Annotated in this window: 30 protein-coding genes; 7 read left to right on the forward strand and 23 right to left on the reverse strand. The window is 46.2% G+C overall.

From position 1 onward, the window contains the following. Positions 1–26: 26 nt before the first annotated feature. The 7 genes from DX060_RS10035 to DX060_RS10065 all read right to left on the reverse strand — a co-directional run bounded on the left by DX060_RS10035 (position 27) and on the right by DX060_RS10065 (position 6,808). The gene (locus DX060_RS10035; RefSeq protein WP_115012419.1) at positions 27–854 is read right to left on the reverse strand and encodes a cysteine ABC transporter substrate-binding protein; all 828 of its coding nucleotides are present in this window, start codon (positions 852–854) and stop codon (positions 27–29) included. A 52-nt stretch (positions 855–906) separates the two neighbouring features. Beyond that, positions 907–1,863, reverse strand: coding sequence for a thiamine pyrophosphate-dependent enzyme (locus DX060_RS10040; protein WP_023930047.1), 957 nt, complete (start codon positions 1,861–1,863; stop codon positions 907–909). 28 nt (positions 1,864–1,891) lie between these two features. Next, on the reverse strand, positions 1,892–3,115 hold the full coding sequence (locus DX060_RS10045) for a 2-oxoacid:ferredoxin oxidoreductase subunit alpha (protein ID WP_115012420.1): 1,224 nt from the start codon (positions 3,113–3,115) through the stop codon (positions 1,892–1,894). Between the two features lie 3 nt (positions 3,116–3,118). Further along, the gene (locus tag DX060_RS10050; protein ID WP_115012421.1) at positions 3,119–3,517 is read right to left on the reverse strand and encodes a 4Fe-4S dicluster-binding protein; all 399 of its coding nucleotides are present in this window, start codon (positions 3,515–3,517) and stop codon (positions 3,119–3,121) included. A gap of 15 nt (positions 3,518–3,532) precedes the next feature. Continuing rightward, the gene (locus DX060_RS10055; RefSeq protein WP_115012422.1) at positions 3,533–4,093 is read right to left on the reverse strand and encodes a pyruvate flavodoxin oxidoreductase subunit gamma; all 561 of its coding nucleotides are present in this window, start codon (positions 4,091–4,093) and stop codon (positions 3,533–3,535) included. Positions 4,094–4,386: 293 nt separating this feature from the next. Further along, positions 4,387–5,415, reverse strand: a complete 1,029-nt coding sequence (locus DX060_RS10060) for an HAD family hydrolase (RefSeq protein ID WP_181814309.1) — start codon at positions 5,413–5,415, stop codon at positions 4,387–4,389. Next, positions 5,408–6,808: an MATE family efflux transporter gene (locus DX060_RS10065; RefSeq protein ID WP_115012424.1), complete on the reverse strand. Its 1,401-nt coding sequence runs from the start codon at positions 6,806–6,808 to the stop codon at positions 5,408–5,410. The genes DX060_RS10060 and DX060_RS10065 overlap by 8 nt, the downstream gene beginning before the upstream one ends. Before the next feature lie 209 nt (positions 6,809–7,017). On the opposite strand from DX060_RS10065, the gene fumC reads away from it, so the two are divergent. Continuing rightward, on the forward strand, positions 7,018–8,409 hold the full coding sequence (gene fumC / locus DX060_RS10070) for a class II fumarate hydratase (RefSeq protein WP_115012425.1): 1,392 nt from the start codon (positions 7,018–7,020) through the stop codon (positions 8,407–8,409). An 8-nt stretch (positions 8,410–8,417) separates the two neighbouring features. Continuing rightward, complete coding sequence (locus DX060_RS10075) at positions 8,418–9,086, forward strand: hypothetical protein (RefSeq protein ID WP_115012426.1); 669 nt, start codon at positions 8,418–8,420, stop codon at positions 9,084–9,086. On the opposite strand, the gene DX060_RS10080 is transcribed toward DX060_RS10075, so the two are convergent. After that, a complete protein-coding gene (locus DX060_RS10080; RefSeq protein WP_115012438.1) occupies positions 9,073–9,447 on the reverse strand; it encodes a Fur family transcriptional regulator in 375 nt (124 codons plus the stop codon). The two genes, DX060_RS10075 and DX060_RS10080, sit on opposite strands and share 14 nt — an antisense overlap. Before the next feature lie 172 nt (positions 9,448–9,619). Between DX060_RS10080 and DX060_RS10085 the strand changes: the two genes are divergently transcribed. From DX060_RS10085 to trpA, 3 genes are all read left to right on the forward strand, one after another. Further along, positions 9,620–11,713 carry a TonB-dependent receptor plug domain-containing protein gene (locus tag DX060_RS10085; RefSeq protein ID WP_181814310.1) on the forward strand — a complete coding sequence of 698 codons (2,094 nt, stop codon included), beginning with the start codon at positions 9,620–9,622 and terminating at the stop codon, positions 11,711–11,713. A 184-nt stretch (positions 11,714–11,897) separates the two neighbouring features. After that, positions 11,898–13,079, forward strand: coding sequence for a tryptophan synthase subunit beta (trpB, locus tag DX060_RS10090; protein ID WP_115012428.1), 1,182 nt, complete (start codon positions 11,898–11,900; stop codon positions 13,077–13,079). After that, entirely contained in the window at positions 13,072–13,848 is a 777-nt protein-coding gene (trpA, locus tag DX060_RS10095; protein WP_115012429.1) for a tryptophan synthase subunit alpha, read from the forward strand. Before trpB ends, trpA begins: the two co-directional genes overlap by 8 nt. A gap of 307 nt (positions 13,849–14,155) precedes the next feature. Here trpA and DX060_RS12235 read toward each other — a convergent pair whose 3' ends face one another. Continuing rightward, positions 14,156–14,287, reverse strand: a complete 132-nt coding sequence (locus tag DX060_RS12235; protein ID WP_258552336.1) for a hypothetical protein — start codon at positions 14,285–14,287, stop codon at positions 14,156–14,158. 217 nt (positions 14,288–14,504) lie between these two features. Here DX060_RS12235 and DX060_RS11595 point away from each other — a divergent pair, with 217 nt between their 5' ends. Then, positions 14,505–14,672 carry a hypothetical protein gene (locus DX060_RS11595; protein WP_181814107.1) on the forward strand — a complete coding sequence of 56 codons (168 nt, stop codon included), beginning with the start codon at positions 14,505–14,507 and terminating at the stop codon, positions 14,670–14,672. 122 nt (positions 14,673–14,794) lie between these two features. Here the strand turns inward: DX060_RS11595 and DX060_RS10110 are convergent, their stop codons facing one another. From DX060_RS10110 to DX060_RS10155, 11 genes are all read right to left on the reverse strand, one after another. Then, positions 14,795–15,199 (reverse strand): hypothetical protein, encoded by a 405-nt coding sequence (locus DX060_RS10110; protein WP_115010602.1) that lies wholly within the window; start codon positions 15,197–15,199, stop codon positions 14,795–14,797. Then, positions 15,186–15,551, reverse strand: a complete 366-nt coding sequence (locus DX060_RS10115) for a phage holin family protein (RefSeq protein WP_115010603.1) — start codon at positions 15,549–15,551, stop codon at positions 15,186–15,188. The genes DX060_RS10110 and DX060_RS10115 overlap by 14 nt, the downstream gene beginning before the upstream one ends. Then, entirely contained in the window at positions 15,539–15,844 is a 306-nt protein-coding gene (locus DX060_RS10120) for a hypothetical protein (protein WP_115010604.1), read from the reverse strand. Before DX060_RS10120 ends, DX060_RS10115 begins: the two co-directional genes overlap by 13 nt. Further along, positions 15,841–16,095: a hypothetical protein gene (locus DX060_RS10125; RefSeq protein WP_115010605.1), complete on the reverse strand. Its 255-nt coding sequence runs from the start codon at positions 16,093–16,095 to the stop codon at positions 15,841–15,843. Before DX060_RS10125 ends, DX060_RS10120 begins: the two co-directional genes overlap by 4 nt. Further along, positions 16,092–16,370, reverse strand: a complete 279-nt coding sequence (locus tag DX060_RS10130; RefSeq protein WP_115010606.1) for a hypothetical protein — start codon at positions 16,368–16,370, stop codon at positions 16,092–16,094. The genes DX060_RS10125 and DX060_RS10130 overlap by 4 nt, the downstream gene beginning before the upstream one ends. A gap of 25 nt (positions 16,371–16,395) precedes the next feature. Continuing rightward, positions 16,396–16,650 carry a hypothetical protein gene (locus tag DX060_RS10135; RefSeq protein ID WP_115010607.1) on the reverse strand — a complete coding sequence of 85 codons (255 nt, stop codon included), beginning with the start codon at positions 16,648–16,650 and terminating at the stop codon, positions 16,396–16,398. A gap of 97 nt (positions 16,651–16,747) precedes the next feature. Then, positions 16,748–17,278 carry a DUF5675 family protein gene (locus tag DX060_RS10140; protein WP_115010608.1) on the reverse strand — a complete coding sequence of 177 codons (531 nt, stop codon included), beginning with the start codon at positions 17,276–17,278 and terminating at the stop codon, positions 16,748–16,750. A gap of 281 nt (positions 17,279–17,559) precedes the next feature. After that, on the reverse strand, positions 17,560–18,141 hold the full coding sequence (locus tag DX060_RS10145; protein ID WP_115010609.1) for a hypothetical protein: 582 nt from the start codon (positions 18,139–18,141) through the stop codon (positions 17,560–17,562). Position 18,142: 1 nt separating this feature from the next. Beyond that, a complete protein-coding gene (locus DX060_RS10150) occupies positions 18,143–18,340 on the reverse strand; it encodes a hypothetical protein (protein ID WP_115010610.1) in 198 nt (65 codons plus the stop codon). 25 nt (positions 18,341–18,365) lie between these two features. Next, a complete protein-coding gene (locus DX060_RS10945; protein ID WP_147278729.1) occupies positions 18,366–18,635 on the reverse strand; it encodes a hypothetical protein in 270 nt (89 codons plus the stop codon). Further along, positions 18,632–19,027: a DUF1353 domain-containing protein gene (locus tag DX060_RS10155; RefSeq protein ID WP_115010611.1), complete on the reverse strand. Its 396-nt coding sequence runs from the start codon at positions 19,025–19,027 to the stop codon at positions 18,632–18,634. Before DX060_RS10155 ends, DX060_RS10945 begins: the two co-directional genes overlap by 4 nt. Positions 19,028–19,125: 98 nt before the next feature. Here DX060_RS10155 and DX060_RS10160 point away from each other — a divergent pair, with 98 nt between their 5' ends. Beyond that, the gene (locus tag DX060_RS10160) at positions 19,126–19,449 is read left to right on the forward strand and encodes a hypothetical protein (protein WP_115010612.1); all 324 of its coding nucleotides are present in this window, start codon (positions 19,126–19,128) and stop codon (positions 19,447–19,449) included. On the opposite strand, the gene DX060_RS10165 is transcribed toward DX060_RS10160, so the two are convergent. The 3 genes from DX060_RS10165 to DX060_RS10175 all read right to left on the reverse strand — a co-directional run. Continuing rightward, on the reverse strand, positions 19,441–20,385 hold the full coding sequence (locus tag DX060_RS10165; protein WP_147278730.1) for a reverse transcriptase domain-containing protein: 945 nt from the start codon (positions 20,383–20,385) through the stop codon (positions 19,441–19,443). The two genes, DX060_RS10160 and DX060_RS10165, sit on opposite strands and share 9 nt — an antisense overlap. Before the next feature lie 227 nt (positions 20,386–20,612). Then, positions 20,613–20,912, reverse strand: a complete 300-nt coding sequence (locus DX060_RS10950) for a hypothetical protein (RefSeq protein ID WP_147278835.1) — start codon at positions 20,910–20,912, stop codon at positions 20,613–20,615. Between the two features lie 105 nt (positions 20,913–21,017). Further along, on the reverse strand, positions 21,018–21,824 hold an 807-nt coding region (locus DX060_RS10175), incomplete at its 5' end, for a hypothetical protein (RefSeq protein WP_220176708.1).

Below are 21,824 nucleotides of genomic sequence, written 5' to 3' on the forward strand. Positions count from 1 at the left end.
GCTTCAAAGCAGGCGTTTAAGCTATCTTACTCAAATGTTACATCACGCGCTTCTATAAGATCTCCATAGATTGGCGCAAGTGTCTCTTGATAGGCTTGGAGCAGGAATTTATCTTTTTGTAATTGCGCCATTTCTTCATTAAGCCACTCTAGCAGCTCGGTATTGCCCTTTTTGACCGCTGGAGCTATGACATCAGTCTCCCCAAGCTCTTTAATCCCAACGGCAAAGCTTGGATTATCCTTCGCCCACGCAAAAAGCAAAGTATTATCGTGTGCCAAGGCATCACCTCTGCCATCTTGCAATGCCGCGAAAGTCTCGGTATTTTGCTCAAACTTTAGCAGCTTGATTTCTGGGTGGTTTTTGCTGAAGTAAAAATCTGCTGTTGTGCCTTTATTGACAATGAGTGTTTTGTCTTTGAGCTGGGATACATCAGTGATCACGCCATCTTTGCTCACCACTCCTAGTGCTACTTTCATATATGGGCGTGCGAAATCCACTTGCTGCGCTCTCTCTTGCGTTTGCGTGAAATTTGCCATCATAATATCCACTTTATTAGACTTTAAAAACTCAATGCGATTTGCCGCTTCTACAAGCACGAAGCGCACTTTATCCTCACTGCCAAGCAGATCTTTGGCAATTTGCTTGGCGATATAGACATCAAAGCCAGCGTTTTGCCCCTTTTCATCAACATAGCCAAAGGGCGGCTTATCACCAAAGACACCAATAGTAACACTGCCTTTTTGCTTGATAGATTCTAGGGCATTTGCACTTGATTGACCATCGCCACAGCCACCTAGCAAAGCCATAGCCCACACAAATCCTAGTCCATACATTACTCGAGTTATAGCATTCATCATAAATCCTTTCTTACAATTTTTCACCTAGAATCTAAGTCTAGGTGAAGCGTTATCCTACAACAATTTTATTTGCTTCTTCCATTCTTTGCAAATGCTCCCATCGCTCATCGACTTCTTTTTGGAATTTTTCGATGATATGCGCATTTTCTGGCTTGAAGAGATGCTTAAATCGCCCTTGTGCGCCTAGATAATCTCTCACAGGGATAATGTTTTTAGGGCGATAGGTGATATGCACCTCTTTACCATTGATGATCTCAAAAAGTGGGAACGCTAGAGAATCCACCGCAAGATCGGAGACATCAATTGTCTTATTAGACTCAAACCGCCACTCTGTCGTGCAAGCACTCATCGCATTGATGAAAGTCGGTCCTTCTGTGTCGATTGCTTGCTTGATTTTTTTGTTCATATCTTTCCATTTGTTTGGGGCTACTTGGGCGACATAGGGGCTGCCGTGTGCTGCCATCACAAAAAGCATATCCTTCTTGCGCTCCTTTTTGCCATAGCTTGCACTCCCAGCAGGCGTGGTCGAAGTGCTAGAGCCAATGGGCGTGGAGCTTGATCGCTGCCCGCCGGTGTTGGCATAGACTTCATTATCAAGGCAGATATAAGTCATATCGTGCCCTCTCTCAAAGCAGCCGCTAATAAACTGGAATCCAATATCATAAGTGCTGCCATCACCGCCAAAGGCGACAAACTTCGGCTTCTCGCCTTTGTATCGCCCCTTTTTTGCCAATGCGCGATACATCGTCTCTGCTCCAGCTGCCGCAGTCGAGCCATTTTCAAAGCCAATATGTATCCAAGGCACATCCCAAGAAGTATGTGGATACACCGCCGTAGAGACCTCAAGACAGCCCGTAGAATTGCCTATGACAATGGGACCTTCTACGGCATTTAGCACCTCTCTAATGATGATCCCGTGCGCACAGCCCGGACATAAAATATGCGAGCCTTCAAACTTCTCTGCCGCTTTAGAAAATTGCTTTAAGTTTTTTACTTCTCTTACCATAATGTCTCCTTATATAGATTTCTAGATTCTAGTAGAAACTAAGCTTAGGACCGCGCAAGCCGATGAACTGCTGTGTAGCGTGCGTGAGCTTGCCAGCTTTTGCATTACTATCAAGCTCTTTGAAAATCTCCACCAAATCCACTTGTGTAATGTCGCGCTCGCCCAAACCATAGATATAGTTACTAAGCACAGGACGCGCAGAATCTGGCACTTGATACAACGCCGCTCCAACTTCATTAAACAACGCTCCCATAGCACCAGCAGGCAAGCTCTTATCCATAATGCCAACAGCTTTAGTGCGTTTTAGTGCCTCTCCTACAAGCGCGTAAGGGAATGGGCGGAATACTTTGACACTCACCACCCCTGCTTTAATGCCATTTTTCCGTGCGGTTTTTGCTGCTACGCGAGCGGATTCTGCTGTGGTGCCAAGCGCGAAAATAGCCACTTCTGCATCGTCCATATCATAGGTTTCTACGATCTTATGCTCTCTATTTGTAAGTGCTTTAAACGCGCTAAATGCTTCTTCTATGACAGCTTGCGAGTGCATAAGCGCATTATGCAGCTGCGCTTTATGCTCATAATGCCACTCTTCTTCTGCTTGCGCGCCATAGGTGGCTGGATGCTCGAAGTTAAAAAGAGAGTTTTTCTCCTTATACTCGCCGATAAAGGCATAGGCTTGATCATCGCTTAATGGGCGGACATTTTGGGCTGTGTGGGAGCAGAGAAAGCCATCTTGATTGACAATCACAGGAATGCGCACGCGCATATCTTCAGCGATTTTAAAGGCTAGGAGATTAAGGTCATAGGCATCTTGGGGATTCATAGCACAGAGATTGATCCAGCCCGCATCACGCCCTAGATACATATCTGAATGATCGCCGTGGATATTAAGCGGTGAGGCAAGTGCGCGATTGACAAGATTTAGCACAATTGGCAAGCGCATACCAGAAGCTTGATAAAGCACTTCTACCATAAGCGCAAATCCTTGCGAGCTTGTCGCAGTAGCGACTCGCCCACCAGCCGCTGCCGCACCCACACAAGCACTCATCGCCGCGTGTTCGGATTCTACGAGCAAAAACTCGCCATCGATATAGCCATTGCTCACAAATGTCCCATAGTTTTGCACAATGGGCGTTGAAGGCGTGATGGGATAGGCGGCTACCACATCAATTTGCGCTTGGCGCATCGCTTGGCACGCCGCCATATTGCCATCCCAGACAACTACTTGATCGAGTTCCATAACTTTTGGCATAGCTTACTCCTCTCTCTTTTTCTTTTCTTCTTTGGCGGGCCACTTGCTAAGGGCTACTTCATTGGATTCGTGGTTGTTAAACATTAGCAGGGATTTGGGATTGGTCGGGCAGACATCTACGCACACACCGCAGCCCTTGCAGTGCATATAATCCACACCCTTTAGCTTCTCATCACGCACCAAAATCGCCGCATCAGGGCAATACATCCAGCAGTTAAAGCAATTGATACAAATCTCGCTATTATGCACAGGCTTATCGATCCGCCAATGCGCCACACTCGTGCCATAGGAGCTTTCTTTAGTATAGCTTCGCTCATTATTATGCTGGCGCAAAGTCTCTACCCCGTCTTTTTCAAAGGGGAACAATACGGAGCCAATCTCTAATTCTGTCCAGTCTTTCATATTCACTCCTTATGGTTATTGCACACTATCATACGCGCGCTGTATAGCTTCCATATTGGCATCAATCACCGCTTGTGGAAGCTTCTTGCCAAGCACTTTGGTAAAAGCCTTTTTGAAATACTCAAGCTCTAAGATCCCAGATATTTTTACAAACGCACCAAGCATAGGGGCATTGGGGATCGGCTTGCCGATAGTATCAAGCGCGATTTGAATACAATCAAGTGTATAAATCGTCTTGCCTTGCAAATCAGGCTTTTTGGCGATTAGCTCCTCTTTTGATAAATGCGTGGTGATGATGTATTTGGTATCGGGCTTGTCATTGGCACAAATATCCGTGATAAACACGATCCCCGGATCAATCACTAGCACATAATCTGGCTCCATAAACTTCTCGTGGTTCAAAATAGGCTCATCATCAATCCTATCATACGCACTCATCGCCGCGCCGCGTTTAGCCGAGCCATAGAGCGCGAATGCCTGCACTTCTTTCCCTGTTGTTGCGATCACATCAGCAAGTCCTTTAGCACCTGTTACCGCGCCTTGACCCGCTCGTGAATGCCATCGTATTTCTAGCATAGATTCTCCTTGACTCAAGATAATGTTTCAATCTTTTACACACTTAGGTGCTAGAGACTGCAAAAACACCCTAAATATTACTACCTTAATTATTAAAACAACTATAAATTTAAGAATCTAGATCGATAAATAACAAAATGCTAGGCAAAAATGTATAGAATAGTAACGATACTTCCTTGTTACAAGCATTATCTCTTCTCTTCTTGCAAAGCCCTGCAATCCGCCACCACAATAACTTATCAAGCAATTATGCTACACTTTTCCACATACGCAAATAACCCTGTTGCTCCCCATCACTCTAGCGTATGCCAATTATCCGCATACTGCATAGCCTGCGTGCGGATAGCACACACAGCCTCATACACACCATCACAGCTCATCATAGCCCTAGATTCTAGCCCTACACCATAGCCACTACGCACCCACACGCCATTGATCTGCGCATTTTTAGCCGCCTCTAGATCATAAATCGTATCGCCAATCATAAACACCTGCTCCTTTGGCACAATGGGCAAAGAGCAAAGAGCTTTTAAAATCGGCTCTGCGCTAGGCTTTGGGTGCTGCACATCTTCGCTGCCAATCACCACTTGAAAAAATCGCAAAATATCAAAATGCTGCAAAATATGCTTAGAATACAACGCCGTTTTTGTCGTAACCACCCCAAGATGCGCAAAACTCTTTGCCATAATGAGAGATTCTATTACATTTGGTAACAGCTTCGTTTCTTGTAGGTAGATTTTCCTATAATGATTTTTGTATGCTATCGCCCTATCTTGCGCTTCTTTAGGCTCAAACCCTACTTTGATAAACATCTCCACAAGCGGCAGTCCTATCAAAGATCGCACCTCATCTATTGTGGGGGAAAATGCCGCACCACAAGCGTGCGTAAAGCTATGATAAATCCCATCGATAGAATCAAGCAAAGTCCCATCTAAATCAAACAACAAGACATATTTCTCGTGATCACCAGAATCCAGCTTTGCAGCAGGGCTTGTGGTGGGCATTATCACTTGAGGGCTAGGCTCTGGCTTTAGCTCAAAGACTTCTTTTTCAGCGACTTTTTGCTCAATGATCTCTCTAGAAATTTCTTGCTCAAAACCTCCTTGAGGGCGATTGGTGCTTGTGGATTCTAGTGAGTCTTTTTTCTCTTCTTTTAGCTCGATTGTGCCTTGTGTGCGTGGATATACGGGCTCTTCTTTTAGCTCGATACGCTCACTTACCCCATACTCCCCACTAGAATCCACTTTTTCAAAAGTGGATTCTAGTGTAGCTGCCTTTTCATCACCGCCTTGTGTCTTATGCGATCTTTTCCACTTAAACACGATGTTTTCTCCTTTTCCACAATGTCCTGCCACTTGGGGCATTCCCAGATAAAATACCATAGCCTAGCTCATAGCCCATAACAAGCACGGCTACAAGTAGCGCACAGCCCTGCGCCACAGGATAGCTAGCAAACGCCCCATCTAGCCCATAGCTCTTACTAAAAGGCGGCAAAAGCAGCGCGATAAACAAAAATGTATAGCAAATGGTGATGATGATAGAGCTAATCGTGCGCTGGATAGACTGCAAGAAAATCGCGCACGCCATATTGACCCCTAGCAGCACATAGCCGATATAGTAAATATCCATAGCTTTCACGCTTAAAGCCGCCACCTCATCGCTAGAATCCACAAAAAACCCCACAAAATACGGCGCGAAAGCATAAAACACCCCATACAGCAAAAGCCCTATAACCACCACCACAAAAAGAGAGAAAAACAGCGCGTAGCGCAGCCTAGCAAAATTCCCAGCCCCGTAATTAAAGCTAGCGATAGGCTGCAAAGCTTGCGAGACAGAGAGCAAAATGGTAAAAAACACGATCCCACAATACAGCACCACACTATATACCGCAAGCCCCACATCTCCAGCTATGCTTAAAAGCGCGCCATTATAGAGCACCATCATAATAGCCGCAGAAAGCTCGGATATACTCTCTGGCAAGCCACTTTTCGCCGAAGAAATAATCGCAGCAAACGAAAATCTAGGGATAAAAAATAATGCCCCCCTTTTGCGCACAAAATGACTCACCAGCACGCTAAATCCTATAAAATGTGCCAGAATAGTCGCAAGCGCACTGCCCTCAATCCCCATATCAAGCACAAACAAAAACACATAGTTCAGCGCGATATTGCTTGCTGATCCTAAAATCATCGCAAGCATACCAAGCACAGGGCGTTTATCATTGACGACAAAAATATCGCTTAGTGGGTGCAAGATCAAAAAGGGCATACCAAGGAAAGTGATTTGCAGATAGATCCTAGCCAGCGCGTAAATCTCGCTAGAAATATCCTTGCCACGCGTAAGGAAGCCCAAAATCTCATCGACAAAGATAAATCCCAGCACCCCAATGGCAAGCGAGCTAATCGCCACAAAGTAAAAAATCGAGCTAAACACAAGCCTAGCCCTAGCAGCACGATCACTTCCTAAAAAATACGACACAATCGCCGCCCCCCCAAAGCCAAAGAGCAGCTCATAGGCAATACACGCAGGGAACACCGCCCAGCACGCCCCGATAGCCGCCAAGCCATCAGTGCCAATCTTTTGCCCCACAAAGATCCCATCAATCGTGGAGTAGGTAGAGAGGGCTAGCATCGCACAAAGTGCAGGGATAAAATAGTAGAAAAATAGCTTGATGATAGAGTCGTTTTTCAAATCCAGCTTTGCAGCAGCAGTCATTATCCACCCCAAATGCGTAAAATAAGGCAATTATAGCAGATAAGCTATATAGGGTTAAAAGTGGATTCTAGGATTTATTCATTGCGAGCTTTGCTCCGCAAAGCGTGGCGATCCACACACACCGCGCAAAAGTGGATTCTAGTCATTTAAGTAAATTCTTACACAAAATCCCCTACACTTTGGCTACATCTTACACTTAAGGAGTAGCTATGGAATTCCGCATTGAGCACGACACTATGGGCGAGGTCAAAGTCCCTAACGACAAATATTGGGGCGCACAAACAGAGCGCAGCTTTGAAAACTTCAAAATCGGCGTAGAAAAAATGCCAAAAGAGCTGATTTATAGCTTTGCCAAGCTTAAGCGATCGCTTGCGGTGGTGAATAACAACCTAGGCAAGCTAAATGATGAGAAGAAAAATGCCATCGTGCAAGCCTGTGATGAGATCATCGCAGGCAAGTTTGATGATAACTTCCCTCTAGCTATTTGGCAGACAGGCTCTGGCACACAAAGCAATATGAATATGAATGAAGTCATCGCCAATCGTGCGAGTGAGATCCTAGGTGCAGACTTCCGCAAGGAGAAAAAAATCCACCCAAATGATGATGTCAATATGAGCCAAAGCTCTAATGATACTTTCCCCACGGCAATGAGTATCGTCTCTGTGATCCAGCTAGAAAAGAAACTGCTCCCAGCCTTAGAAGAGCTTAGAAGCACTTTTGCCAAAAAGGTCAAAGACTTTGACTCTATCGTCAAAATCGGTCGCACACATCTCCAAGATGCCACGCCTCTCACACTTGGGCAGGAGTTTAGCGGCTATCTCTCAATGCTAGATCACTCCAAAGAGCAAATCATCGCCTCTCTCCCCACACTGCGAGAGCTTGCTATCGGCGGGACAGCAGTAGGCACAGGGCTAAACGCCCACCCAGAGCTTAGTGAAAAGGTAAGTGCCGAGCTTAGTAGCTTCACAGGCGTGAAGTTTGTCTCAAGCCCCAATAAATTCCACGCCCTAACAAGCCACGATGCTATTACTTTCGCACACGGCGCGCTAAAAGCCCTAGCAGCAAATCTTATGAAAATCGCTAATGATGTGCGCTGGCTAGCAAGCGGTCCTAGATGCGGGCTAGGCGAGCTGCTAATCCCAGAAAACGAGCCCGGAAGCTCCATAATGCCCGGCAAAGTCAATCCCACACAATGCGAAGCTCTCACAATGGTAGCAGTGCAAGTTATGGGTAATGATGCAGCAATTGGCTTTGCGGCATCTCAAGGAAATTTTGAGCTAAATGTCTTTAAGCCGGTGATTATTTATAACTTCTTGCAAAGCCTTGATTTGCTAGCTGATGCAATGCACTCATTTAATATCCACTGCGCAGTAGGTATCGAGCCAAATAGAGAAAAAATCGCGCATAATTTGCACAACTCTCTAATGCTAGTTACTGCACTAAATCCACACATCGGCTATGAAAATGCCGCCAAAGTCGCCAAAAATGCGCATAAGAAAAATATCTCCCTAAAAGAGTCCGCCCTAGAGCTAGGGCTTCTAAGCGCAGAGGATTTTGATAAATATGTCGTCCCGGAAAATATGATTAAGCCTAAAGCATAAGCTATCTTATGCGGCTTTTTGGCTCTCTCTACTCTCTAGGAGCTAGGCTCGCCCTGCTCCTAGCCTGTATCTCACCCACACTTTTTGCTATCCCACTTTGTCAATCCCAATCTGAGCAGCTTAAATTCTGGGGCGGGACACTTATGCAAATTGTCTCTTTGCACGCAGGTGTGGACGCGGATTTCAACGCGCTAGATTCTAGTGTGCCAAGCCAAGCGCGCAAAGCAGCCACCACGCCAATTGTAGGTGTGAGTGCTGGGGTAATGTATATGAATCCAGAAGATGACAGGGAGCTTGATTATGGCTGGAGGGTGCGCTATCTCTTTAGCCACTCCCCACAGCTTTATCGCAACACCCACTACATCGGCGCAGCCCTTTATCTCCACCCATTTCCCAATCCCTACCACCGCGCAAGTGGCGCGATACAGACGCATAAAGACTGCGAGGATAAGCCAGATGGCTACCCCACGCCATTTTCTTTTGTGCTAGGTGGGGGCTTGAGCGTGCAAAGCAATCCCTATGGGCAGAGTGTAGGCGGGTATATAGAGGGTGGGCTTGCGCTTTTTAAGTGGTTCCCGCTTAATGCCGAGCTGCTTTATCGCGTGAGCTTTTATCCTAGCAGTCCATATTTTGAGTCCATCACACAAAGTATCCAGCTAGTTTTTACAATCCTTTAGAGTCTAGGCTAGAATCTAAAGTATCGCACTCTTCGCACACGCCTTTTACTACGACACTTTTGACCTTGCCTTTAATCGGGGGTAAATCAAAGTCTTTGATCTCCTTGCACACATCGCAGACAAAATGCGCCTTTGCCATCTCGGCTAGCTCGTAGAAAAACTTGCCCTGCATCTCGCTTTTACTCACAATGCCACTTTGCTCAAAAAGCTCCATATTGCGATAAAAAGTCGTTTTGTTAGCTTGGATCGCAAAGCCCTCAAAGCTCAAAGGATGCTTTGCTTGGATAAGTATCTCAAGCATTTCTAGCCGCAAATCTGTGATATGGATATGATGATCTCGCAGTAGCTGCACAGCGTCCATAAATTCGCTCCACAAATAAAATAGGGCATTATAGCCTATAAGTAGCAAACAAGATAATACTATGCTTACTTGCAAATGATATGTATATAAACAACTATATTTTTAATATGCAACTAAGTTGTTTTAAGTAAAATACCTTGCATTTGCAAAATTTATGATGAAAGGATTTTTTATGAGACTCTCTTATATCCTTATAGCTAGCTCTCTAGCCCACATACTCCACGCCCAAAGCACGATCGAGCATAAAATGCTTGACCCTATCTACGCACAAGCACAAAGAGAATCCGCCAGAGAGCACGAGCACGCCAACACCACCACCATAAATGCCCAAAGCCTGCAATCTCGCCAAGCTACAAGCCTGCGCGATGTGTTTGCGCTAGATTCTAGTGTGAGTGTGGGTGGGGCTACCACCACCGCGCAAAAGGTCTATATCCGCGGACTTGAAGATCGGCTTTATAGTGTCAATCTCGATAATGCCAGCCAATATGGCAATCTCTTCCACCACCAAGGCAATATCACCATAGATCCTATGATGATCAAAGACATCACCGTCCAAAAAGGTGTGCCAGATGCCTATATGGGAGTAGGCGCACTAGCAGGATCGATGAATATCCGCACCAAAGATGCGCGCGATTTCTTACGAGAAGGGCAGAAATTTGGCGCGTTAGTGGGGCTTGGCGGATATAGCAACCAAGGCTACCGCGCGAATTTAGCAGGATTTTTCGCGCTGAAAAATACCGATGCGCTTCTATGGGTAAATTGGAGCAATATCCTAGGATTCCACGCGGGTAGGGGCAATGGCGGCAATGGCGAATGGGTAACAGGCTCTGCTAATAACAACAAAAGCCTACTTTTTAAGCTCAATCAGCAATTAAGCGAGCAAGATAGTATAAGCCTTTCTTACAATGGGCTTAATGAAACTTCCACTGCACCTTTTGCCACCAATTTAGCAGAAAGAAATGTAACTCTCTTTGCCCATACCAACTACAACCACACCGCCACTCTAGGCTACACCCACAAAGCCGACCCGAGCAATCCTAGCTCCACACAAGTGCGCACTAATCTCTACTTCAATCAACGCTCCATCTACCTAAAACCACTCACACAAGAAGCAGACAATAACCACACAAATGACCACGAAGAAGTCAGCTCCAAAAACATCGCCTTTAACAATGTCGGCTACAATCTGTCCCTAAGCAATCAATTTAGTGTGTTTGATATAGAGTATGGGCTTAATTATCAAGGCGTGTTTGTCGCTGATACCGCCGCGCCAAAAGACCCCGTAAATCGCGCCAAAGAGAGCGGGCATATCTATGGAGGCTTTGTCAAATCCACCTATACTCCTAGCGAGCATTTCGTGCTAGCTGCACAAAGCCGCTATGATGTGTTTAACTACTTTGACAAAAACAACCAAACCCACCTAACTCAAGGCTTCTCGCCTGCGGCTAGTATCACTTATATCCCCATAAGCTCTCTATCTTTCCGTGCGGGCTATGCTTATCTCACAAGAGGAGCTATGCCTGGCGATGCGACTCTGCTAGGGGATAGCGATGTGCTAATCCACAAAAACCTACGCCCAGAATCTATCCAAAATGTCGAGCTCAATGCAGATTATAGTGGGAGTATTTTTTGTGCGCGCTTGGCGGGGTATTACTCACGGCTTGGCAATTTTATCAATAGCTACGCACACGACCACGATCATAATGACCATATCCACACGCCCGGCGAGCCTCATAGCCACGGCGGTTTGCGGCAAAATATGGATTCTGCTATTGAAGTCTTTGGCTATGAGGGCGGGATTGGCGCAGACTACAAGGGCTTTAGCTCCTATGCTTCTATCGCGCAAAATTTCCCCACCTATAAAGGCTATTTACTGCAAGATACTTATGAGCTAGGCGCGGTATCTGGGATCATTTATACGCTATCTTTGCAGTATGAGATTGCGCGCTATCACTTGCGCTTTGCGTGGCTTAGTCAATTTACCCAGCGCGTGAAATACAAAGGCTATGATATTTACAATGATGAAACCGGCTTCATCGACAAAGCCGGATATAGCGTGCATAATCTCTACATAAATTGGGAGCCCTTTGGAGCAAAAAGACTTGCCTTGCGCCTAAGTGTGAATAATATCTTTAACACCTTCTACATCGCCCAAACAAGCCCATTTAAAAACGAAGCGATGGACCCTCTAAAGCCAGATAGTATCCGCCGCGCTATGCCAAGCCCAGGGATTGATGCGCGATTTGAGGTAAGCTATCAGTTTTAATCCCCCCAACTCTATTGATAAAATCATCAATAGAGTTTATCAATCCACTAAAAGTGGATTCTAGTAGAATCCACTTTTAGCACGCATTTTACAAACACACTTTTAGTAATCTCTTTGTAAAATCACGCTACACTCTAGGCTCTAAAGCAACACAAAGCTAGAATCTAGGTATAAAGGATTGCAAGTGAGAAGTGGGTATTTTGGGCAGCACGGAGGGCAGTTTGTCCCAGAGATTTTTATGAATGCCATTATTGAGCTAGAGCAGGCGTATATGCGCTATAAAGTGGATTCTAGCTTCCAAAAAGAGCTACAAGAGCTATTAGACAACTACGCAGGGCGACCATCGCGTCTCTACTATGCCGCTAAGATGAGTCAAGATCTAGGGGTGAGAATCTACCTAAAGCGTGAAGATCTCAACCACACCGGCTCTCACAAAATCAACAATGTCCTAGGGCAGGCATTGCTTGCTAAAAAAATGGGCAAAACCCGCATAATCGCCGAGACAGGCGCAGGGCAGCACGGCGTAGCAAGTGCCACGGGTGCGGCTCTTTTGGGGCTTTCTTGCGAAATCTTTATGGGCGAAGAAGATGCCAAAAGACAGGCATTAAATGTATATAGAATGCGCCTACTTGGGGCAAAGGTGCATATCGTCTCTAGCGGGACTGCCACGCTAAAAGATGCAGTATCCCAAGCCTTGCGCGAGTGGAGTATGCGCGTAGAAGATACGCATTACTTGCTAGGGTCAGCCGTAGGACCACACCCTTTCCCTATGATTGTGCGCGACTTGCAAAGTGTCATATCACTAGAATCTAGAGCGCAGATTTTGCAAGCAGAAGGGAGACTGCCAGATATGGTGGTAGCGTGCGTGGGTGGTGGGAGCAACGCCATAGGGAGCTTTCATCACTTTATCCCAGATTCTAGCGTGCGGCTCATTGGCTGTGAGGCAGCGGGCAAGGGCGTTAGCACCAAAGAGACTGCCGCTACTATCACCACAGGCAAGGTGGGGATTTTCCACGGGATGAAGAGCTACTTCTGTCAAGATGAGTGCGGGCAAATCGCGCCTGTGTATAGCATATCTGCGGGGCTTGATTATCCGGGCGTGGGACCAGAGCACGCATATTTACACGATATAAAACGCGCAGAATTTGTCGCAATCACTGATGATGAAGCCGTAGAAGCATTTGAGTATCTATCAAAAATGGAGGGCATTATCCCCGCCATTGAAAGCTCACACGCCATAGCCTATGTGCGCAAAGTCGCTAAAGATTTGCCAAAAGACTCACTCATCTTACTCACACTCTCTGGCAGAGGTGATAAAGACTGCGCGGCTATGGCACGATACAAAGGGGAGGAGATTTATGAGTAGCATTGCACAAGCCTTTAGCAAAGCAAAGGCATTTATCCCATTTATCACTTGTGGCGATCCTAATTTAGCATTTAGCGAGAAAGCCATTTATACACTTGCAGAAAATGGCGCAGATATTATTGAGCTAGGCATACCATTTTCAGATCCGGTGGCAGAAGGTGGCGTGATACAAAAAGCCACCGCACGCGCGCTAGAGTCTGGCACAAGCGTGGAAGATGTCTTTAGACTTGTGGCAAAAGTGCGCACCAAAAGCGGTGTGCCGCTTGTGCTTATGACCTATGCCAATATTGTGTTTTCTTATGGAAGCAAGGAGTTTTTTGCTAAGGCTAGGGAGCTTGGGGTAAATGGCGTGATACTCCCAGATGTGCCCTATGAAGAGAGGGAGGAGTTCGCGCGATTTGCTCAAGGAATAGATCTAATCCCACTAATCGCCCCCACAAGCAATGACCGCATAGCAATGCTGGCTACAAATGCGCAAGGCTTCATCTACTGCGTCTCTTCGCTAGGCGTTACAGGGGTGCGTGAGAATATCCCAAGCAATGAATCCATCATCGCACGCATTAAGCAAGCAAGCTCTACTCCCGTGGCAGTGGGCTTTGGGATCTCTACGCCAGATCAAGTTAAGGAGATAGCACGCTATGCTGATGGCGTGATCATCGGCAGTGCGGTAGTGAGTATCTGCGCGCTTAATGAGAGCGAAGAAGTGCGATTACAAAAGCTTGGTGCGTATGCAAGGGAGATACGAGCTGCGCTAGATTCTGCGGGCTAACAAAAGTGGATTCTAGGGGGTTTGATTAAAGGGGCGATTTTGGGGGGTTGGGGGCTGGCTTTTGGGGTGATATGCTCGCGTGTGTAGCTTAGTTTTGGCACACTTTGGCACAATCTGGCACAGCTTTCAAATAACACGACCTAACGATCGGCGCAAATTGTAGCGCAAAATCGCGCCATTTTTGCAAACTTTTTGCAAATCTTGCAATCCCCCTTACTAAAGTCCTTACCAAAGCTCGCGCCAAAGCTCTCCCGCGCCCTTGCCCACGCACTTTGCACACCCTAGAATCCGCCCGCACCACCACGCCCTAAAGATAAATCCGCCCTAGCGATTTGCATTTTTGCATTTTGCACTCGGTCCAATTTTCACGCAACGCCGCGCAATTTACCACCAAAATCGCCCCCTTTAAAATACTAAAGGCTTCTATCCTTTCTCCCAAGCAAGCTCGCTCGCCTTGCTCTCTTGTGTGGGGGGGTGTGGCTTTGGCGTGTGGCGTAAAATGTGGTGTAAAATGTGGGCGTGTGAGTAATGCGCCGCGGCGGTGTGGATCGCTAGGCAAAGTGTAAAATGTGGCGCGGATTCTAGGATTTGACTCTGTGGGGGGGGGGGGGTAGAATCATCGACACGACTTTAAGCTTTGGGGTTAGAATCCGCTTTTGGTGTTTGTGGGTGTGGGGCTTGATTTGTGGATCGCCGCGCCGCTATCGCGGCTCGCGATGACAGGAGGCTGGTGTGTCTTTATGGATCGCCACGCGGTGCAAGCACCGCTCGCGATGACAGAAAAACGAGAAACGCCCCAAACTAAACACGGCGCAGGATTCTAGGATTTGCGATGAGAAACCTTTGCTTTGCAAGGCGAGCGCGGAGATAAGGCTGGTCGCCTATCGCACAAGCGAGCCGCAGCAATCAAAGGTTTATCGCGCAAAGACAGAATCCTTTGTAGCTCCTACTCATCCCCCTTGCTACTTAGTCCTAAGCTCTCTATCTTATCAAGCTTCTTTTTTATATCTTCTTCTATCTCTTTGTTTATGTTCTCATACTCTTTGTTTAGACTTCGCTCTTTGTAGGGGGTAATCTCTATCTTGCCTGTCCCCCCTCTCATATCCTTTTTCACGCTTGACATACTATTTTTCATCACTTCTAGGATATAGTCTCTATCCCAGTTTGTGTAGCGGGCAAGGGAGTCTATGTAGCTCTCTTGCAGTCGTTCATACTTCAGCCAAAGTTCTACATTCTTTGCCACGCTTACTACAAGTAGTAGTATAAACACCGCGCGGAATATCTTATACCCTAAGCTTAAGCCTCCGCGCTTATCTAAGTCTTGTGTGAATTCTGCCTTAGCCTTGTCCATTGTGTTTATCCTTTTTGGTATATTTGCTATCCACTTCATCAGTGGTTCTTGCACCTTTGAGAGCGATTACCTTTTGCACTATCTCTATCGCCCTATCCACGCCAAAGAAGCCTACCGCACAAGCAATTGCTACTTTGGCAAGGTAGGGTATATCCGTAGCACTAAGTATCCCATACATCACGATTGTGATAAACGCACTTGTTATAATTGATTTAAACGCATAAAACTTCGTGGGCTGCTCTGTCTTATCGCTGAAAAATGCCACCAATCCACTGCATAGCCCTATGATAAACACAGGCACAAGCTCTAGGTATGCTGGCAAATTTGGGAACAACTCTACTAAATAATCCATTGTATCATCTCCACTATCTCTGCTACTACAAGGCACAGCCCTATGCTCACTGCTCCCCAAAAGATTTTATGCAGTGTTTTATACAGCTTTATAAGCTTTTTATCCCTAGTAGTCTCACTCTCGCAGTAGTATCGCCCTATGAGCCACCAGCGGAAAAGAAACTTATATGACCTTAGCCTTTTTCTTGCACTCTCTCTTGCACCTTGCTCTTTATAAAGGTAGCGTATAAACACCCCTACACTTACCACAAATGCCAGCACAAATACTAGTAGTAAATACCCTTGCAAGCTCATTGCCCATCTCCTTTGCAAAATTCTAAATCTCTCTCTAGTAGCTCGGTGTATTTCAGTATCTCTGCGACATCTTCACTGACACTAGATTCCTTGCTAGGCATAGGCTTTGGTATATCCTTAGTCTTGCACTTTGTGGGGATATACACGGCTTCACGCTTTGTTATATCCGCACACGCGATTACATTGATAAGCACGACTAGCAGCATTGCTAGCCCTACTACAAAGCCCCATACCTTAGCAAGTATTCTCATTTCTTGCTAGCCTTTTTAATCTCCACTAAATCCTTAGTGATATACTCTAGGGCTTCTTTTAGCCCAGCGATTTCATCGGCGTTTAGCTTTGTCTTATTAGCTAATGCTTCAGTCGCTTCTGTTAGCTTCTCTTGGGTGCTAGTGATTAGCTTTAGTGTTCCAGTGGTATCGCCTAGCCATCTTGCTAATTGCGCTAGTTGCGCTTGCGTGCTTACATATCTTTCTAGCTCTAAATCCTTGTCGATTCCTAGCCATTTTTGTAGTAGTCTTTTCATTGTGTCTCCTTTGTGTTGGTTTGGATTACCTTAACCCTTGTGGCTTTGGTGGCTCGTATGCTTTGCTATGACTGTTTAGCACTTCATCGCTGGGCATTACATTGCACACTTTAAAGTCGCAAGGGCTTAGGACTACTTCGCCTTTATCCTTGCGTGCGGCAGAGCAGTTAAACTCTTTATCGCAATGCTTGTAAGTCGCTAGCGTGTGGATAAAAAAGCCTATAAGAAAAAAGGTTATAAAAGTAACTACCACTAGCCCTAAGTCTTGTAAATGTTTCATTTTTTAGCCTTTGCCTTGTCTTTACTCTGTGCTTGTCGCTCGCGCATTTTTTCTAGCATTTTTATAATGCGCTTGTTGGTAGTCTTTAGTGGTTTGCTCATTGAATCTCTTTAACCACTAGTCTAAAGTTTTCAATGCCGTGTTTCTCAAATAGCAAGAACAAATCATTTACACATCTAGTGCTATCACTACAAGTTCCATTGCCATTATCTACATAATTGACAAGAATACACGCGAGGGTATCGTGAGGCGAATTCCCGCTATGAATAAGCACACGCCTAGAAGCAAAGCTTGGCAACTCTTTTGTCTTTAACCACACAGCTACATTTCTACCATTCTTTGCTTTCCATTTTGGATATGCTTTTGCAGTAGCACCATTTGTGCTAGAGTCTGTCCATTCTAGGTAATACTCTCTTGCCACTATGCGCTTATCTTGGTTTGGTGTATCGGTAGATTCTCCGCCGTTCTCGCAAGTAACGCAAGCAAAGATATTAGCACCACTCTCATCGGTGATTGTAAGCTCGCCGATTGTGCTAGGCTCTGTTTTATACACTCGCCCTGTTTTAGCGTTTGGTGGTTTTTGCACGCTAGCGTATTCTTTCTTGCGTTGTAGGGTGATTGTTAGCATTTCTATCCTTTCTCGCGTTGTCTTTTGCGCGCTTTTGCTAGATTCTACGGCGCGGGCTTGCTCATTTACGCCGAGTAAAATCCCTGCGCCCGCGCCTTGAAAGCTAGCAAAATCATCGCAAAATACTGCCGCTTGCGTGTGTGGTTAGAAAACGCGATTTCTTGCGTTTCTCTTTTTTGTCATCGCGAGCTTTGCGACAGCAAAGCGTGGCGATCCATTAAAACGCGATTATTCCTAGAATCCGCTTTTTTAAAAAGGGGTAAAGCTAGGCGATATTTGGGCTATGCTTTGATAAATGGCGTGATAAACGCTCTTTTTTCACGGCTAGCATTTGTGATAGCCCTTAGCTTATCGCACTCTTTTTCATACAGCTTTGTGTAGAAGCCCACGCGATCAAGGTTGCTAGCATTGGTCTCTATCTCAAGCACGATCACCAAAGCCCCCAGCACCAAAGCCCTGTGATAGAGCGGGTCTAGGATCACTTCCCTTTCATTTGTGTCGGTGTTTGCCCAGATCTCTAGCACGCCGCTAGTAAAGGGGGCGATCGTGTAAGCCCTAGGGCTTAAGGCTATAAGCGTGGGGGAGCTTGGCGGGTGCTTTAGGGCTTGGGTGTAGCTTTTTAGATCGCACGCCTTGCCGTTAAACTTCGCGTGGATTATCTCTAGCACGGGGGCTTCTAGCTCTAGTGTGCTATCTCTCTCCCCTAGCTCTTGCCTAAAATGCCCTATATTTGTGCAAAGCTCATAGATGATCTTGCTTTGGGCTTGTAAGATCACATCGCCTAGCTCTGTATCACTGAAGCTTAGTCGCTCGTAGTCTGTGTCTCGAAGGCGGGAGCGGAGTTGTAGAAGTATGGTTTGCATTTTATTCTCTCTCGGTAGGGAGTGTGAAGCTTAGTGTGCTCTTAGCTTTTTCTGCGCGTTTGTTTGCTTGTGCGCGTTTTTGCACGCGAGCTTCATAGTCATCTTGCATTCCTAGCATTTCTTTGACTTTATCTGCTAGCTTTGCGCCTGTGGTAGATCCGCCGCTTAAGACTTTGCCGATTTGTTGTTTTTGGTTCATTTTTTGCTCCTTTATGGTGTTGTTGTCATTTTTCTCTCACTCGCGAGCCGACTTGTCGGCGTGGCGATCCATAGCTTAAACCTAGAATCCACTTTTGCGTTTTAATGGATCGCCACGCTTTGCTGTCGCAAAGCTCGCGATGACAAAAAAGGCGTTTGTGAAAAAAGGATTCTAGGATTTTGCGATGATTTTGGGGGTTTTCAAGCGGTGGGCGAAGGGATTTTACTCGGCGTAAATGAGCAAGCCCACCGCGCAGAATCCACCAAAAGCGCGCAAAAGACAGAATCCTTCTCACTTGTAGCCTTTGCAAATTGCGTAAATCCGCACGCTCGCATAGATCATATATGCTTTTATCCTGCTAAACGCCCTTGTCTCTATCATCGCTTCTAGAAATACCTTATCCGCAAAAACCCTAGAGACTCTGCCAGCGTGAAACTCTACACATAGATAGTCGTGTAGCACTGCGCATTTTAGTCCCTTGCCAAAGCGCGGTAGCACAAAGTCTGCCCCAAAGTTGCTAAATCCATCTGTGTGAAAGCCCCTTGGCACTTTTATCGCGCTTTGATCATCTGCGCTACTGCCCTTGCGATAGTAGTAGAAGCCTTGCAGTAGTGTCAGGCTCTTGCCATCATTGCTAAATCGCACTTCAATAGGCTCGGTAAATCTCGCTAGCTCTTGTGATTCCATTTTGCTCCTTTTTGCCAAGTATGCGTAAAATCGCTTATATAAAAAAGGGGCAAGTATTTAGCGATAAATGCTACAATCCTAAAAATCAAGGAGCCTAGATGACTACAATGACATTAAATGAGAGCTTTAAAGCCCTAGTGCGAGAGGCATTCCCCGATAAAAGCGATAAAGTTATAAGTATCTTTGATGAAGTGGTGAGCCATAAGGCAAGTAGCGATTTTTTAAATGTGCAGGAGCTAAAGGCTCGCGCGATCGATGAGATCCGTAGCGAGCTAGCGACTAGGGATTTTGTGCGTGCGGAGATCGCAGAAGTGCGTCAAGAGATCGCACGCGCTAAAGTGGATATTTTAAAATGGGTCTTTGGCTTGCAGGCTGGCACGATTGCGATATTGATCGGGGCGATGAAGTTTATCCTAGGCTAAAAGTCTAGGCTCCCTACGATAGAAGCATAGCCCTTTGAGTGGGTAGGCTATGTGCGCTTTCTTGCAGTAGGCTTTGATCTTATGCTTTATCACGCGCAAGATTTTGCTAAAGAGATTAAAGCAGCTTGCCCGTTTTACATATCCATAGTAGCTAAAGATCCTTGCAAACTCTTTTGCCCCTACGCGCTTTAGTCTTGCTAGATCTTTTATGCGCTTTGCCGTGGCTTTTCTCACGCGAGCAAAGCTTTCAAAGCTCACCACCCCCAAAAAGTCTAGCCCGCTACGCATAGGTCTTAGGCACACTTTATGGGCTTGTAGTCCTAGATCTTGCAAGGCTCTTTTAATATTCCCAAAGCTTCTCCATAGATCCCTCTTACTATCGCTAAACAGCACTATATCATCAGCATATCGCACCAGCTTTACGCCCTTTGTATGCGCCCTATCAATGTCCCTTAGATATACATTGCCAAAAAGAGCACTTAGATAGCTCCCTAGATCTAGCCCCTTTTGATTTGCCCCTAGCACTTTAGCGATAAGCGTAAGTGTCCTAGCACACGATATGTTCCTAGCGATTTGCTTTTGTAAAATTGCTAGATTGATATGCGCGTAGAATTTGGCTATATCGCATTTGAGATAGTATCTATACACCTTGGCATATCTCTTCACGCGCTTTAGTCCATAATCCACCCCCCGCCCCTTGATACACGCGCAAGTCTGCGTGCTAAGAGTCTTTAGCAGCAAAGGCTCTATGATATTTGCTAGGGCGTGGTGGATTATTTGATTAGGATAAAAGGGGGAGATCGCTAGCTCGCGCGCCTTGCCATTTTCTAGGCGAGTTTTCTTCGTGGTGGATTCTAGTAGCTTAAGATCTTTGCCCATAAGCTTATCTTGCACCTTTTTGGCATAAAGCTCTCGATCTTTTAGCACTCTTTGCACGCTAGCTCTTTTTAGCTTGCCGCGGCTTGCTTTGGTGATCGCTAGCTGGATATTTTCTAAGCTTATGATCTTTTCATAAAGGTGTTTATGTGTTTTTATGGTAGATCCTTTGTTTCTATTCTCCCCATAATTTTCGCTTACGCTACTAGTTATTATTTGGGGCTTTCCTTTGTTCAAGCGTTGGATCTAGGCGGATCCGCATTTATCGCTTGGGCTACTAGGGGGTGTTAGAATCCACTTTTTTGCTTTATGGATCGCCACGCCGACAAGTCGGCTCGCGATGACAATAAAAAAGTGGATTCTATAACGCTGCTGGATTCTACACCAAGCACAAAGCGGAAGGATTTTGAGGCTAGAATCGTGGCTTTGCAAGGCGAGCGCGGAGATAAGACTAGTGGTCTATCGCACAAGCGAGCCGAAGCGATCCACGATTCTAGTCCAAAAGCCAACGCCGAGCTAGAAATAGGGTGGGAGCCGATGTTCCAGTTGCGATCCCCCAGCTCGTTGTTACCATTCCAAGCAAACAAGCCGGCGTGCGCGGAGTTGTTCAGGCTGCCGCTTCCCCCTAGCAGCCGGGTCCTAGCGCGGGCTTCTCTCTCAAGCGTCGCTCCCCAAATACTTTAGCTGCTTTTTTAGATTTCCAAACTCTCGTGGGCGCGATCTTTTATAAAGATCGCGCGGCTTTTAGGTAGTCTTTTTGAAACAAGGGCGGGAGCCGATGATCCAGCCGCGAACCCCCAGCTCGTCGCTACCATCCCAAGCAAACAAGCCGGCGTGCGCGGAGTTGTTAAGGCGCCGCCGATGAGACAAAGCCGTAGCCCATCTGCGATCCAGCTCCCATCAGTAGTGCCATTTGTGCTAGTGCCTCCCTCTGTGGCTTTGGGGATCATCGTGCCCGCGTGGGTGCGCTTCACTTGAGAGCCTGAAGTGATATTGACAATATGTCCGGTATTTGTGTAGCCATTGCTAGAAGTCTCATCGCTATAAGCTTGCTCGTGAGTAGCTAGATAGACTAGTTTATTATTGAGATATATCCCATCGACAAACTCCCAGACATTCCCAGCAGGATTGCAGATACCGCGATAGATAAACATCTTTGCCCTTTTATCACTCCCGCTTACAGGGATACTCATCGTCTTATCCCCCGTGGCAAAGCTTATAGCTTCATAGAGATAGCTTGTGTTGTTCGCGCTTGTATTCCAGCTATAGATCGCCCACTTGCTCTGCTCTGTGCTTTTGCTATCTGCCGTGCTTCCTAGATAGCCTCTCTCTATACTATACAAAAATGCTAGGGCTTCTCGCTCGTGGTGGTTTTGGATCTTCATATCTTTGTTGAATTGCTGCGTTTGAGTCCTAAAGCTAGGGCGGTCAATCTCTGTGGTAGGCTTTGGATTACTACTTAGAAAGAAGCTTCCTTGCATACCCCCTAGGCTTACGCT

Source organism: Helicobacter canis (assembly GCF_900451095.1).
In the GTDB taxonomy this organism is placed as follows: domain Bacteria; phylum Campylobacterota; class Campylobacteria; order Campylobacterales; family Helicobacteraceae; genus Helicobacter_B; species Helicobacter_B zhangjianzhongii.

What these genes read in the sequence shown, in the direction of transcription:
- DX060_RS10035 (WP_115012419.1), bottom strand. Translation starts at nt 854, where the DNA reads ATGAATGCTATAACTCGAGTAATGTATGGACTAGGATTTGTGTGGGCT.
- DX060_RS10040 (WP_023930047.1), bottom strand. Translation starts at nt 1,863, where the DNA reads ATGGTAAGAGAAGTAAAAAACTTAAAGCAATTTTCTAAAGCGGCAGAG.
- DX060_RS10045 (WP_115012420.1), bottom strand. Translation starts at nt 3,115, where the DNA reads ATGCCAAAAGTTATGGAACTCGATCAAGTAGTTGTCTGGGATGGCAAT.
- DX060_RS10050 (WP_115012421.1), bottom strand. Translation starts at nt 3,517, where the DNA reads ATGAAAGACTGGACAGAATTAGAGATTGGCTCCGTATTGTTCCCCTTT.
- DX060_RS10055 (WP_115012422.1), bottom strand. Translation starts at nt 4,093, where the DNA reads ATGCTAGAAATACGATGGCATTCACGAGCGGGTCAAGGCGCGGTAACA.
- DX060_RS10065 (WP_115012424.1), bottom strand. Translation starts at nt 6,808, where the DNA reads ATGACTGCTGCTGCAAAGCTGGATTTGAAAAACGACTCTATCATCAAG.
- fumC (WP_115012425.1), top strand. Translation starts at nt 7,018, where the DNA reads ATGGAATTCCGCATTGAGCACGACACTATGGGCGAGGTCAAAGTCCCT.
- DX060_RS10075 (WP_115012426.1), top strand. Translation starts at nt 8,418, where the DNA reads ATGCGGCTTTTTGGCTCTCTCTACTCTCTAGGAGCTAGGCTCGCCCTG.
- DX060_RS10080 (WP_115012438.1), bottom strand. Translation starts at nt 9,447, where the DNA reads ATGGACGCTGTGCAGCTACTGCGAGATCATCATATCCATATCACAGAT.
- DX060_RS10085 (WP_181814310.1), top strand. Translation starts at nt 9,620, where the DNA reads ATGAGACTCTCTTATATCCTTATAGCTAGCTCTCTAGCCCACATACTC.
- trpA (WP_115012429.1), top strand. Translation starts at nt 13,072, where the DNA reads ATGAGTAGCATTGCACAAGCCTTTAGCAAAGCAAAGGCATTTATCCCA.
- DX060_RS10110 (WP_115010602.1), bottom strand. Translation starts at nt 15,199, where the DNA reads ATGGACAAGGCTAAGGCAGAATTCACACAAGACTTAGATAAGCGCGGA.
- DX060_RS10115 (WP_115010603.1), bottom strand. Translation starts at nt 15,551, where the DNA reads ATGGATTATTTAGTAGAGTTGTTCCCAAATTTGCCAGCATACCTAGAG.
- DX060_RS10120 (WP_115010604.1), bottom strand. Translation starts at nt 15,844, where the DNA reads ATGAGCTTGCAAGGGTATTTACTACTAGTATTTGTGCTGGCATTTGTG.
- DX060_RS10125 (WP_115010605.1), bottom strand. Translation starts at nt 16,095, where the DNA reads ATGAGAATACTTGCTAAGGTATGGGGCTTTGTAGTAGGGCTAGCAATG.
- DX060_RS10130 (WP_115010606.1), bottom strand. Translation starts at nt 16,370, where the DNA reads ATGAAAAGACTACTACAAAAATGGCTAGGAATCGACAAGGATTTAGAG.
- DX060_RS10135 (WP_115010607.1), bottom strand. Translation starts at nt 16,650, where the DNA reads ATGAAACATTTACAAGACTTAGGGCTAGTGGTAGTTACTTTTATAACC.
- DX060_RS10140 (WP_115010608.1), bottom strand. Translation starts at nt 17,278, where the DNA reads ATGCTAACAATCACCCTACAACGCAAGAAAGAATACGCTAGCGTGCAA.
- DX060_RS10145 (WP_115010609.1), bottom strand. Translation starts at nt 18,141, where the DNA reads ATGCAAACCATACTTCTACAACTCCGCTCCCGCCTTCGAGACACAGAC.
- DX060_RS10150 (WP_115010610.1), bottom strand. Translation starts at nt 18,340, where the DNA reads ATGAACCAAAAACAACAAATCGGCAAAGTCTTAAGCGGCGGATCTACC.
- DX060_RS10155 (WP_115010611.1), bottom strand. Translation starts at nt 19,027, where the DNA reads ATGGAATCACAAGAGCTAGCGAGATTTACCGAGCCTATTGAAGTGCGA.
- DX060_RS10160 (WP_115010612.1), top strand. Translation starts at nt 19,126, where the DNA reads ATGACTACAATGACATTAAATGAGAGCTTTAAAGCCCTAGTGCGAGAG.